11 protein-coding genes are annotated in these 12,835 nt (G+C 69.1%); 5 read left to right on the top strand and 6 right to left on the bottom strand.

Annotated features, from left to right (window positions below; all coding sequences use genetic code 11):
* Positions 1-270 precede the first annotated feature (270 nt).
* From ABH929_RS16680 to ABH929_RS16665, 4 genes are all read left to right on the top strand, one after another.
* A complete protein-coding gene (locus ABH929_RS16680; protein WP_123313322.1) occupies positions 271-1,200 on the top strand; it encodes an ABC transporter permease in 930 nt (309 codons plus the stop codon).
* A complete protein-coding gene (locus tag ABH929_RS16675) occupies positions 1,190-2,140 on the top strand; it encodes an ABC transporter permease (RefSeq protein WP_111084969.1) in 951 nt (316 codons plus the stop codon). The genes ABH929_RS16680 and ABH929_RS16675 overlap by 11 nt, the downstream gene beginning before the upstream one ends.
* Positions 2,137-3,879, top strand: a complete 1,743-nt coding sequence (locus ABH929_RS16670) for a dipeptide ABC transporter ATP-binding protein (protein ID WP_404562003.1) — start codon at positions 2,137-2,139, stop codon at positions 3,877-3,879. Before ABH929_RS16675 ends, ABH929_RS16670 begins: the two co-directional genes overlap by 4 nt.
* Positions 3,880-3,941: 62 nt before the next feature.
* A complete protein-coding gene (locus ABH929_RS16665; protein WP_404562001.1) occupies positions 3,942-4,448 on the top strand; it encodes a PH domain-containing protein in 507 nt (168 codons plus the stop codon).
* A 105-nt stretch (positions 4,449-4,553) separates the two neighbouring features.
* On the opposite strand, the gene ABH929_RS16660 is transcribed toward ABH929_RS16665, so the two are convergent.
* From ABH929_RS16660 to ABH929_RS16650, 3 genes are read right to left on the bottom strand one after another with little or no spacing between them, the layout of a single operon-like run.
* On the bottom strand, positions 4,554-6,725 hold the full coding sequence (locus tag ABH929_RS16660; protein WP_404562000.1) for a dipeptide ABC transporter ATP-binding protein: 2,172 nt from the start codon (positions 6,723-6,725) through the stop codon (positions 4,554-4,556).
* Positions 6,718-7,656, bottom strand: coding sequence for an ABC transporter permease (locus ABH929_RS16655; protein WP_123340697.1), 939 nt, complete (start codon positions 7,654-7,656; stop codon positions 6,718-6,720). The genes ABH929_RS16660 and ABH929_RS16655 overlap by 8 nt, the downstream gene beginning before the upstream one ends.
* Positions 7,657-7,659: 3 nt before the next feature.
* A complete protein-coding gene (locus ABH929_RS16650) occupies positions 7,660-8,640 on the bottom strand; it encodes an ABC transporter permease (protein WP_205464122.1) in 981 nt (326 codons plus the stop codon).
* A gap of 257 nt (positions 8,641-8,897) precedes the next feature.
* Here ABH929_RS16650 and ABH929_RS16645 point away from each other — a divergent pair, with 257 nt between their 5' ends.
* On the top strand, positions 8,898-10,616 hold the full coding sequence (locus ABH929_RS16645) for an ABC transporter family substrate-binding protein (protein WP_205464123.1): 1,719 nt from the start codon (positions 8,898-8,900) through the stop codon (positions 10,614-10,616).
* A gap of 93 nt (positions 10,617-10,709) precedes the next feature.
* Here the strand turns inward: ABH929_RS16645 and ABH929_RS16640 are convergent, their stop codons facing one another.
* From ABH929_RS16640 to ABH929_RS16630, 3 genes are all read right to left on the bottom strand, one after another.
* Entirely contained in the window at positions 10,710-11,261 is a 552-nt protein-coding gene (locus ABH929_RS16640; protein ID WP_205464124.1) for a PH domain-containing protein, read from the bottom strand.
* Positions 11,262-11,477: 216 nt separating this feature from the next.
* Complete coding sequence (locus ABH929_RS16635; protein ID WP_404561996.1) at positions 11,478-11,957, bottom strand: peroxiredoxin; 480 nt, start codon at positions 11,955-11,957, stop codon at positions 11,478-11,480.
* Between the two features lie 9 nt (positions 11,958-11,966).
* The gene (locus ABH929_RS16630) at positions 11,967-12,716 is read right to left on the bottom strand and encodes a CPBP family intramembrane glutamic endopeptidase (RefSeq protein ID WP_404561994.1); all 750 of its coding nucleotides are present in this window, start codon (positions 12,714-12,716) and stop codon (positions 11,967-11,969) included.
* Between the last annotated feature and the right edge of the window lie 119 nt (positions 12,717-12,835).

The following is a 12,835-nucleotide window of genomic DNA, read 5'->3' as shown; positions in this document are numbered from 1 at the left end:
CCCGGGGGCCGGGGCTCCCCCGCCCCGGCGAACATCCCCACCCCCCCCCCCCCCCCCCCCCCCGGGGGGGGCGCCCCCCCCCCCCCCCCCCCCCGGGGGGGGGGGGGGGCCCCCCCCCCGCCCCCCCCACCCCCGTACCACGGCGGCAACACCTTCCCCCACCACATCGGGCGCCGCCGCCCGAACCGGACATCCGTGCCGACCCTCGGAACGTCCACCCCTCACCACAATGAACCTGATCGACATCGCTCCGGACCGGGCAGGGATCTGATGCTCTGGTACCTCGGCAAGCGCCTCCTGCAACTCATCCCCGTGTTCTTCGGGGCCACGTTCCTCATCTACTTCATGGTGTTCTCGCTGCCCGGCGACCCCATCGCAGCGCTGTTCGGCGACCGCCAGCCGTCGCCGCAGGTCATCGAGACCCTGCGCCAGCAGTACAACCTGGACAAGCCGTTCATCGTCCAGTACCTGCTCTGGATCGGCGGCGTGTTCCGCGGCGACCTCGGCGTGACCTACTCCGGTCTGCCGGTCAGCCAGCAGCTCGCCTCCGCGTTCCCGATCACCGCTCGTCTCGCGATCCTCGCGCTCGTGTTCGAGGCCGTCGCCGGCATCGTCGTCGGTGTCATCGCGGGTCTGCGCAAGGGCAAGCTGTTCGACGCCACCGCGCTCGTCGTCTCGCTGCTGCTCATCTCGGTGCCGACCTTCGTCGTCGGGTTCGTGCTGCAGTACGTGTTCGGCATCAAGCTCGGGTTGTTCCGGGTCACGGTGTCCGGGCAAGCGCCGTGGGACGAACTGGTCCTGCCGGCGATCGTCCTGGCGTCCGTGTCGTTCGCCTACATCGTGCGGCTCACCCGTGCGAGCGTGGCCGAGAACACCACGGCGGACTTCGTGCGCACCGCCACCGCCAAGGGCCTGCCCCGTCGTCGTGTGGTCGGCGTGCACATCTTCCGGAACTCGCTCATCCCCGTGGTGACCTACCTGGGTGTCGACATCGGCAACCTGATGGTCGGTGCGATCGTCACCGAGGGCATCTTCAACATCAACGGTGTCGGCGGCACGGTGTTCCGCGCCGTCAAGCTCGGCGAGGGCCCGACGGTGGTCTCCTTCGTCGCCGTGATGGTCATCATCTTCATGCTCGCCAACCTCCTGGTGGACCTGCTCTACGCCGTCCTGGACCCGAGGATCCGCTATGCCAAGTAACGCCGCACCCCGCTCGGCGACGCACTTCGTCGCCCCGCTCGAGGAAACGCCCCTGCAGGCGATCGACCAGGTCAACGAGGACGAGAAGACCCGTTCCCTCTGGACCGACGCCTGGGAGTCCATGCGGACCCGCCCGACGTTCTGGATCTCCTCGATCCTGATCCTGCTGATCATCGTCGTCGCGGTCTTCCCGGGGCTCTTCGCCCACGTCGACCCGCGTGCGTCGAACCTCGACAACAGCGACGGCGGACCCGAGGCCGGGCACATCCTCGGCTTCACGCGTCAGGGCTCCGACGTCTACGCCCGCGTGATCTGGGGCGCCCAGAACTCGCTCATCGTCGGCATCGTCGCGACCGTCCTGGTGTCGCTCGTCGGCATCGTGATCGGTGCGCTGGCCGGTTTCTACGGCGGCTGGCTCGACACGATCGTGTCCCGCATCGGTGACATCTTCTTCTCGATCCCCACCGTCCTCGGTGCGATCGTGATCATGTCGGTCATCCCGGCGCGGAACGCGATCACCGTCGCGCTCGTGCTCGCCGCGTTCGCCTGGCCGCAGATCGCCCGCATCATGCGCGGTGCCGTCCTGAGCGCCAAGCAGGCGGACTACGTCATGGCGTCGGCGGCCCTGGGCGTCAGCCGGTTCAAGACGCTCGTGCGCCACGTCATCCCGAACTCGCTGGCTCCGGTCATCGTGGTCGCGACCGTCTCGCTCGGCACGTTCATCGTGGCCGAGGCGACCCTGTCGTTCCTCGGCATCGGACTGCCGCCGTCGGCCCTCAGCTGGGGTCTCGACATCGGTACGGCACAGACGTCGATCCGCACCAACCCGTCGACGATCTTCTGGCCGTCGGCCGCGCTGTCCATCACCGTGCTCGCGTTCCTGCTCCTCGGTGACGTGGTGCGCGACGCGCTCGACCCGAAGGCGAGGGCCCGCCGATGAGCGAGACGCTGACCAACCCCACCGGCCGACGCACCAACGCCGACGGCGCCCCGCTGCTCGAGATCCGCGACCTGCAGGTCGGCTTCAAGACGCAGTCCGGTCTCGTGCAGGCCGTGCGGAGCGTCGACCTCACCCTCGAGCAGGGTGAGCGTCTGGCCATCGTCGGCGAGTCCGGCTCCGGCAAGTCGACGAGCGCCCAGGCCATCATCAAGCTGCTGCCCGGCACCGGCCAGGTCACCGGCGGGTCGATCAAGTTCAACGGGCGCGAGCTCGTCGGGCTGAGCGACAAGGAGATGTCCGAGATCCGCGGGAAGGAGATCGGCTACGTCCCGCAGGACCCGATGTCGAACCTCAACCCGCTGTGGTCGATCGGCTTCCAGGTCGAGGAGGCGATCCGTGCGAACGGCATGGCCACCGGCAAGAAGGCCGTCCGCGACCGCGCGATCGAGGTCCTGAAGGAGGCGGGCCTCGGCGACGCCGCGAACCGCCTCAAGCAGTACCCGCACGAGTTCTCCGGCGGCATGCGGCAGCGCGTGCTCATCGGCATCGGTCTGTCGAGCCGCCCGCAGCTGCTCATCGCCGACGAGCCGACGAGCGCGCTCGACGTCACGGTCCAGCGCGTCATCCTCGACCACCTCGAGAGCCTGACCCGCGACTTCGGCACCTCGGTGCTGTTCATCACGCACGACCTCGGCCTCGCGGCTGAGCGCGCCGAGAAGCTCGTCGTGATGTACAAGGGCCAGGTCGTCGAGGCCGGTCCCTCGAAGGAGATCCTGGCCAACCCGCAGCACCCGTACACGCAGCGCCTGGTCGCCGCGGCGCCTTCGCTCGCGAGCCGTCGCATCCAGTCGAAGGTGCAGCACGAGCGCATCGAGATCGCCGACGCCGGCAGCGACGACGCCGAGCTCATCGCCCGGGCGCAGGAGCGCGAGCACCGCCCCGCCGAGGACCTCATCGTGGTGAAGAACCTCGAGAAGATCTACAAGCTGCGTGGCAAGAGCCTCGCCACCCGCGAGCTCAAGGCCGTCGACGACGTGTCGTTCGCGATCCCGAAGGGCACCACCACGGCGCTCGTCGGCGAGTCCGGTTCGGGCAAGTCGACCGTCGCCAAGCTGGTGCTGCAGCTCGAGAGCATCTCGAGCGGCACCGTGCAGTTCGACGGCATCGACATCGGCGCGCTGAAGGGCAAGGACCTCTTCGACTTCCGCCGCCGCGTGCAGCCGGTGTTCCAGGACCCGTACGGCTCCCTGGACCCGATGTACAACGTCGGGAACACGATCGCCGAGCCGCTCGCCACGCACAAGGTGGGCGACAAGGCATCGCGTCGGGCCCGCGTGCTCGAGCTGCTCGACCAGGTCGCGCTGCCGAAGTCGATGGTCAACCGCTACCCGAACGAGCTCTCGGGTGGGCAGCGGCAGCGCATCGCCGTCGCCCGCGCGCTCGCGCTCAAGCCGGAGGTCATCGTCCTCGACGAGGCCGTCTCCGCGCTCGACGTGCTCGTGCAGGGGCAGATCCTCGACCTGCTGACGGAGCTGCAGAGCGAACTCGGCCTGACCTACCTGTTCATCACGCACGACCTGGCGGTCGTCCGCCTGGTCGCGGACAACGTGTGCGTCATGCGCCAGGGCAAGATCGTCGAGAAGGCGACGACCGACGAGGTCTTCGCCGCACCGAAGGAGCAGTACACGAAGGACCTCCTGGCCGCCATCCCCGGCGCCGGGTTCGAGTTCGGACGCTGATCCTGCTGGACACGAACGAGGCCGGACGTCCCGTCGTCCTCCGCGCTGGTCGCGGAGGCGCCGTGGCGGCCGGCCTCGTCGCCGTCCTGGGCCTATTCCTGCTGGTCGACGCGGCGGTGCGCGGCAGCTGGATCGTGGTGCTCGACGCCGTCGGACCGGTCGCCGTGCTCGTCTGGGTCCTGTGGGTGCTCACGTACCGCCCGTGCATCCGCATCGACGACACTGCCGTCACCGTCGTCAACCCGCTCCGCCGTACCGTGGTGCCGTGGCACGCGGTCGCCGACGTCAAGCTCCGCTGGCAGATCGTCATCGAGACGGTCGCCGGGCGTCGCGTGCAGTGCTGGGGCGGTCCGTCGCTGCCCCGGCCGAAGCCCGCCCGGCGCGGTGAGCGTGCCGTGCTGCGCCAGCCGGACGAGATGACCGTGCTGCTCGACCGTTGGGCGGAGCAGCGTGCCGTCGCCGGTGACGGCGACGCCGTGCGCGGCTGGGACCGACCTGCCGTCGTCGTCGGCGCGGTCGCGCTGGCGCTCCTCGTGGTCTCGCTGCTGAGCCTGTCGCTGGGCGGCTGACGCGGCTCGCGATCGCGACCACAAGACGGACGGGAGGCCCGGCGCAGGACGTGCGCCGGGCCTCCCGTCGGTCTGCTGGTCGCGTCCACCACGTGACCCGCGTCGTCAGACGACCGCGCCGACCCGCTCGGTGAGCAGGTGCTCCTGGTCGGTCTGGATGCACGCGACGCCGCGGCCGTGCACGTCCTGCAGGCGCGGGTCCACGGTGCGGCACTGCTCCTGCCGGCCCTCGTCGAGGAGCTGGTAGAGCGGGCAGCGGGTGCGGAACCGGCAGCCGTCGATGCGCTCCGTGGGCGAGGGCAGGTCGCCGTCGAGCAGGATCCGACCACGGGCGGCCTCGGCGGACGGGTCCGGCACCGGTACTGCCGACAGCAGCGCGCGCGTGTACGGGTGCTGCGGGTCGGAGAACACCTTGTCGCCGTCGCCGTACTCGACGATGCGGCCGAGGTACATGACCGCGACGTCGTCGGCGATGTGCCGGACGACGGACAGGTCGTGGGCGACGAAGAGGTACGACAGGCCGAGGCGGTGCTTCAGGTCCTCGAGCAGGTTGATCACGCCGGCCTGCACCGAGACGTCGAGCGCCGAGACGGGCTCGTCGAGCACCAGGATCTTCGGCTCGACGATGAGCGCGCGGGCGATGCCGATGCGCTGCCGTTGGCCACCGGAGAACTCGTGCGGGTACCGGTCGATGTAGCTCGGCTCGAGCCCGACGAGTTCGAGGACCTCGCGGACCCGTCGCCGGATCTCGTCCTTCGCGACGCCGTGCACCGTCAGCGGCTCACCGATCACCGAACCGATGTCGAGCCGGGGGTCGATCGACGCCATCGGGTCCTGGAACACGACCTGGATGTCGCGGCGGATCGCCAGGCGGTCCTTCTTCGACAGCGACGCAGTGTCGACGCCGTTCACCCGGATGGTGCCCTGCTGGGCGCCGGCGAGCTCGAGGATCTCCATGATCGTGGTGGTCTTGCCGCAGCCGGATTCGCCGACCAGGCCGAGCACCTGCCCGCGCTTGAGCGTCAACGAGATGCCGTCGACCGCGTGCACCTCGCCGATCTGCCGGCGGAAGAGCGCGCCCTTGGTGAGCGGGAACGTCTTGACGACGTCGGTGAGCTCGAGGACGACGTCGTCGCCGTGGTCGATCGTCGCCTCGGGGACGTCGTCGGGCCGGGGGAAGATCTCCGACCGTTCGAGGGTGCCGGCGGCGATCTCGTCGCGACGGATGCACGCGGCGGTGTGGTCGACGAGCACGGCGGGTGCGGAGACCGCGGCGCCCGTGGCGATGTCGGCGACCGTGTCACCGCCGGCGTTCGTGATGGCGCCGGCACCGGCCTGCGTGATGGTCGGGGCGATGAGCGCCGGTTCGCCGTCGCGGCAAGCGTCGATCACGGCGGGGCAGCGGTCGGCGAACGGGCAGCCGGTCGGCTTCTGCGTGAGCAGGGGCGGGCGGCCCTCGAGCGGGACGAGCCGTTCGGTGCGGGCCGCGGTCATGTTCGGCATCGAGCGGAGGAGCCCGATCGTGTACGGCATGACGGGCTCGCGGAAGAGCGGCTCGACCGGTGCCGTCTCGACGATGCGGCCCGCGTACATCACGGCGACGCGGTCCGCGTTGCCGGCCACGACACCGAGGTCGTGCGTGATGAGGACCACGGCGGCGCCGGTCATGTCCTTCGCCGTCTGCAGCACGTCGAGGATCTGCGCCTGGATCGTGACGTCGAGCGCGGTGGTCGGCTCGTCGGCGATGATCAGCTTCGGGTCGTTCGCGATGGCGATGGCGATCATCGCGCGCTGCCGCATGCCGCCCGAGAACTCGTGCGGGAACGCGTCGAGGCGCCGAGCGGGGTTCGGGATGCCGACGACGCGCAGCAGCTCCTCGGCGCGGGTGCGGGCGGCGTGCTGGGTGAGGGAGCGGTCGTGCAGTCGCAGCCCCTCGATGATCTGCTGGCCGATCGTGTACACGGGCGTCAGGGCGGACAGCGGGTCCTGGAACACCATGGCGATGTCGCCGCCGCGCAGGCGGGACATCTCGCGGTCGTTCTTGCCGAGCAGTTCCTGGCCGTCGAAGCGGATGCTGCCCTCGACGTGGGCGGACGACGGGAGCAGACCCATCACGGCCATCGAGGACACCGACTTGCCGGAGCCGGACTCGCCGACGATCCCGAGGAACTCGCCGGGGGCCACCGTGTAGTCGACCCCGCGGACGGCGTAGACGGGCTTGGTCTTCGGGTTGAACGTGACCGACAGGTCGGACACGGTCAGCAGCGGCTCAGTCACGGTTGGCTCCGGAGGTGGGGTCGATGGCGTCGCGCAGGGCGTCGCCGAGCAGGCTGGTCGAGAGCACGGTCGCGACGAGGGTCGCGGCGGGCAGGACGAACAGCCACGGGCGGGTGACGGCGGACTGGCTGCCGGCGGCGAGCAGGGTGCCGAGCGAGACGTCGGGGATCTGGATGCCGAAGCCGAAGAAGCTCAGCGAGCTCTCCGCCAGGATCGCGGCCCCGACGCCGAGCGTCGCGTCGATGATGAGCAGGGACGCCACGTTCGGCAGGATGTGCCGTCGGATGATCGTGAACGCCGGGACACCCATGAAGCGGGCGGCCTTGACGTAGTCGCGTTCGCGCAGGGACATCGTCTGGCCGCGGATGACGCGCGCCATCACCATCCAGCTGAATACCGCGAGGCCGACGATGAGCGCCACCCAGGTCAGGTTCTTGAACACCGGGCTGAGGAGCACGAGCGCGTAGAACGAGGGGATCACGAGCAGCAGGTCGATGACCCACACGAGCACGCGGTCCACGGTGCCGCCGAAGTAGCCGGCGATCGCACCGACGATGCCGGCGATCAGCGTCGCGGCCGGACCGGCGATGAGGCCGATGAGCAGCGACTTCTGCAGGCCGACGAGCGTCTGCGCGTAGATGTCCTGGCCGATGTCGTTCGTACCGAACCAGTGCGCGGCGCTCGGCGGCATGCCGAACGCCAGGCCGTCGGAGTCGACGGCGTTCCAGTGGTACAGGTGCGGGCCGACGAAGGCCCACAGCAGGATGAGCAGCAGGGCGCCGCCACCGATGCGGGCACGCCAGGTGCCGAACACCTTGCGCCAGAGCGGCGTCCGGCCGCCCTTGACCTCGATGACGTGCGCCGGCGTGCCGGCGTTGCCGTCACCGGGGTCACCGGCGGTGGTCGTGGTCGTGGGGTCGAGAACAGACACGGGTCACACCCTCACTCGCGGGTCGAGCGCGGCGTAGAGCAGGTCCGCGAGGGTTCCTGCGATGAGCACGAGGATCGCCGTGAAGAGGATCGTGCCCGAGGCCGCGTTGATGTCGTTGTTGGTGATGCCCTGGACGAAGTACTCGCCCATGCCGTGCCAGCTGAAGACCAGCTCGGTGATGCTCGCGCCGGTCAGGATCAGCCCGAACGAGTACGCGAAGAACGTCGACATCGGGATGAGGGCGACGCGGACGCCGTGGCGCATGATGGCCGATCCGCGCGTCCGGCCCTTCGACCGCGCGGTGCGGATGAAGTCGTTCGACAGCACGTCGAGCATCGCGGAGCGCTGGTACCGCGAGTACGTGGCGACGGCGCCGATGGTCAGCGAGATCGTGGGTAACAACAGGTGGATCAGCCGGTCGCCCAGCACCGGGAAGAACCCGTTCACCCCCGGCGTGTACTCACCCGTGAACCGGATCACCTGGGTGCCGAGCCCCTGGTTCATCGCGGTCGCGAGGATCATCAGGACGACCGCGATGACGAACGTCGGGGTGGCGAGCACGGCGAACGACAGGTACGTCGAGACCTGGTCCGACGTGCGGTACTGGCGGACGGCGTTCCACACGCCGAGCAGCACCCCGAGGATCGCGCCGAGCAGCGTGCCGATGACCAGCAAACGCAGGCTCGTGCCGGAGCGGGCGACGATGTCGGCCGTGACCTCGGTGCCGCGGGTGCTCATGCCGAGCGACCCGTGCGTGACGAGGTTCGACCACCAGGTCCACGTCCGGACGATGAGCGGGGTGTCCGGATCGGCACCCAGCTTCTGCAGGGACGCGTCGATCGTGCCCTGCGGCACGGCCGGGTTGCGGCCCAGGAACCGGGCAGCCGGGTTCAGCGTGCTGCTGGCGAGGATGTAACCGAGGGTCGTCGCGACGATCGTCAGGACGATGTAGTTGACGATCCGCTTTGCGATGAAGGCAAGCATGTACTGGGACCTCGTGGGGTGCGGCCATCCGTCCGGACGGCGTTGTCGGTGGCGACAGGTTAGCCGCTCGCGGCGGAGGGATGGGACTTGGCGTTGTGACGCTATGCAACATTCGTTACGAGCATGTTTCGATTCCCCACACCAACCCTTGTGGAGCCTTCGGATGTGACTAGGGTTCTCAACCAACAGGCGTGGCGGCGGGGGTCGTCGCGTTCCAGCGCGAACTGCGCGAACCACAACGAAAGGGAATCCTCGCCATGCGAAAGAGGATCAAGGGCATCGCCGTGCTGGCCACCGCTGCGGCCGCGGCCGTCGTGCTGGCCGGCTGCTCCGGCGGTGGGCAGGCGGGCAACAGCAGCTCCGCAGTCGCCGAGTCGTCGCTGAAGTCGACCGGCTGGACCGTCGCGGACCGCGCGGACGTCAAGGACGGCGGGTCGATCACCCTGCCGATCGACTCCGCTCCGGCCAACTGGCAGCTCGCCAACCTGGACTCCGGGACGGTGGACGACACCACGATCTCGCAGACCTACCTGCCGGGCTTCATCCAGTTCAAGGAGAACGGCGAGTGGGAGGCGAACAAGGACTACGCGACCTCGGTCGAGCTGACCAAGGACTCGCCCCAGACCGTCGAGATCAAGATCAACCCGAAGGCCGTGTGGTCTGACGGCACCCCGATCAGCGCGAAGGACGTCATCGCGAACTGGAAAGCGCTGAACGGCACGAACAAGGCGTTCGCGCCCCTCGCCACCAACGTGTGGGAGGACGTCGACTCGGTCAAGCAGGGCTCGGACGAGCGGGACGTCATCATGACGTTCTCGAAGACCAACGCCGACTGGGCGAGCGTCCTCGGCGCCATCTACCCGTACTGGGCTGTCGACACCCCCGACCACTTCAACACCGCCTGGGCCAAGGGCCCGTACGCCGCTGACGGCAAGACCTACGTCTCCGGTGGCCCGTACATCCTGAAGTCCTTCGACGCCAACGGCGGCGTCGTCACGTTCGAGAAGAACTCGAAGTGGTGGGGCGACGAGGGCAAGCTCGACACCATCGTCTTCAAGACGGTCTCGCGCGACGGCGTCGCGCAGGCCTACGGCAACAAGGAGCTCGACGCGTTCAACCTGAACGGCAGCGCCGACAACCTCAAGACGGCGAACTCGCGCTCCGACTCGAAGATCGAGCGCTCGCTCGGCACCACGCAGCGGCAGATCACGCTGAACGGCACCTCGGACGTCTTCAAGGACCAGGACGTGCGCCAGGCGTTCGCCCAGGCGATCAACCGCAAGGTCCTCGCCCAGGCGATCCTGTCGCCGGTGAAGAGCCCGGGCGACGTGCTCAACAACCTCGTCTACCTGCCCGGTCAGGAGGGGTACAAGGACGACGTGTCGAGCGTCTACGGCTACAGCACGGACAAGGCGAAGTCGAAGCTCGAGGACGCCGGCTGGAAGATCGGGTCGGACGGCTACGCGACCAAGGGCGGCAAGGAACTCGACGTCCGCTTCGTGATCCCGTCGGACAACCCGAACTCGGCGAACATCGCGCAGCTCGTGCAGCAGCAGACGAAGCTCGCCGGCTTCAAGGTGACCATCGACACCGTGCCGACCGACGACTTCTTCACGAAGTACATCACCACCGACGGCCGTGACTTCGACGCCACGTACTTCGCGTGGCAGGGCACGCCGTTCCCGATCTCGTCGCTCAAGTCGATCTACTACCCCGCCGATGCCGGTCAGAACTACACCGGTGTGACGGACGACTCGCTCGGCGCGGCATGGGACAAGGCGAACGCCGAGCTCGACCCCGATGCCCGCATCAAGGACGCGCAGGCGATCGACAAGAAGATCGTCGCCGTCGCCGGCACCATCCCGCTGTTCGCCGAGCCGTACGCCTGGGGTGTGCGCAAGGACCTCGTGAACTACGGGCCAGCGCAGTTCCAGCAGTCCTCGGTCAAGTGGCAGGACGTGGGCTACACCAAGTAGTCCCGCGGTCGCACGACCCACGACGACACCCTCGACGTCGCACGACGTCGGGGGTGTCGTTCTGCGTCGGCGGGCGAGTGGACGTCGGGCACGCTACAGCCGGGCCGCCGCGAGCGACGCCGCGATCCCGAGGACGACGAACGCCAGGACCGTCCACCCGTGCACCCGGTGGGTGATCGGCGCCGCCGTCACGGTCGCGGGCGGCGGGCCGTCCTGCGGAGCCGAGGCGGGCACGAAGGTCAGCATCCGCGCGGCCGCAGCGTCGACGTCGAGGTGATCCGGGCCTCCCGGTCGGCCCTGCACCCGCGCGGTGAGCCGCGCGGTCGGGCGCGTCGCGATCCAGACGCGGCGGACGCCCTCGCTCGTGACGACCTCGATGCCGTACTTCGTCCGCACCTCGGTGACGCGCGACCACGTGTAGGTGCTGGTGCGGCGGACGTCCACGATCCGCAGGTGCTCGGGCGTCAGCTCGATGCGCGGACGCCAGAGCGCGGCCCATGCCACGAACGCGATGCAGATGCTCGGGACGGGGACGAGCCACGGGGTGCTGCCACCGAGCAGTGCCAGGGGGACGAGCGCCACCGCGACGACCCAGAGGACGACGGCGAGACGACGGAGACCCGGGGCGACGATGGTGGTGTGCACCGGACGAGGTTACGAGATGCCTCCCCGGAGACGCCCGGGGAGCGGGTGTGACACACCAGCGCGTATCTCCGGACGACCCGATTCCCCGGGGAGGCAGATCCTGTGTGGACCTCTCGTTCCGACAATGGTCGTCGCCCCCAGTTCGGGTGTCAATACCCCACCGCGACGGATTCTGGAATTGCCCACGCCGGGAACGGCGGGAGCCGCGGTATCGGGCTACGAGACGAGCAGTTCGATCTGTTCACGGATGGTCTCGGCCGTCGGGAACCGGAGACCGACCAGGCCGACGTGCCGCCACCGCACGACCCCGTCGGGACCGATCACGAACACCGACCGACGCAGTCCGATCCCCGGCGCACGCACGCCGTAGTCGCGGATCACCGAGCCGGCCGTGTCGCTCAGCAGGGGGAACGTGAGCGAGGAGCCGCGCGCGAAGGTCTCGTGCGAGTCGAGGGCCTGCGGGCTGACGCCCCACACCACGGCGCCGAGGTTGTCGAACTCGTCGAGTTCCGCCTGGTAGCTGCAGAGCTGCGCGGTGCAGACGGCCGTCGCGTCGCCGGGGTAGAAGGCGAGCACCACGGTCCGGCCGATCTCCGACGACAGGTCGTACTCGTCGTCGGTGCGGACCCCGTCGCGGACGACCATGCCCGGCAGGGTGAACGTCGGCGCGGACTCGCCGACCTCGGGGATGCTCATGTGCTCACGCTACGAGAACAACCCGGGGAAGGCGTTCGCGACCCAGGGGTAACCGATGAACACCGCGGCGTCCAGCAGGCAGTGCGTGATGACCAGGGGCATCAGGCGGCCCCACTTCGTGTAGATCCAGCCGAACACGATGCCCATCACGGCGTTGCCGACGAACGCGCCGAAGCCCTGGTACAGGTGGTAGCTCCCGCGCAGCAGTGCCGTCGACAGGATCACCTGCCACCGACCCCACCCGAGGTCACCGAGCCGGGCGTAGAGGTACCCGATCACGATCACCTCCTCCTGCAGGCCGGAGCGGATCGCGGACAGCAGCAGGACCGGCACCGTCCACCAGTAGGAGTTCAGGGCAGCGGGGTCCACGTTCACCGTGATGCCGAGGGCGCGCCCGGCGAAGTACAGGGCGAGCCCCGGGATCCCGATGCAGAGCGCGATGAGCGCCGGACCACCGAGGTCGGGCTTCACCCGGAACCGGTCGATGCCGAGCCGGGACAGGTGCGGGCGGGACGTGCTCCACAGCAGGAAGCAGACGAGCGCGACCGGCGCCAGGTCCACCGCGATGCCGAGCAGCTGGCGGGCCAGGTCGACGTACTGCACCGTCGTCGACGACGTGTTGAGCGCCGTGGACTGCTCACCGAGCGGGGTCGTCTGCGACAGGTCGTCGATGATCTGGAGGATCGAGTACAGCGCGCTGGCGCCCAGTGAGAGCAGCAGCACGATGGTGATCTCGACCCACGTTCGCCGACGGCTCATCTGCTGGTACTCCTGACGGTTGCGAACTACCGGTAGACTGGCGTGTCGGGCGTTCTGCCCGCGGGTGCGGTGCCGACAAATCACTGGCCCGACACTCTCCCAGAAATTGAAGGATGTCC

Source organism: Curtobacterium sp. AB7, from assembly GCF_044909335.1.
Lineage (GTDB): Bacteria > Actinomycetota > Actinomycetes > Actinomycetales > Microbacteriaceae > Curtobacterium.
This window is presented reverse-complemented; position numbering and strand designations above follow the sequence as displayed.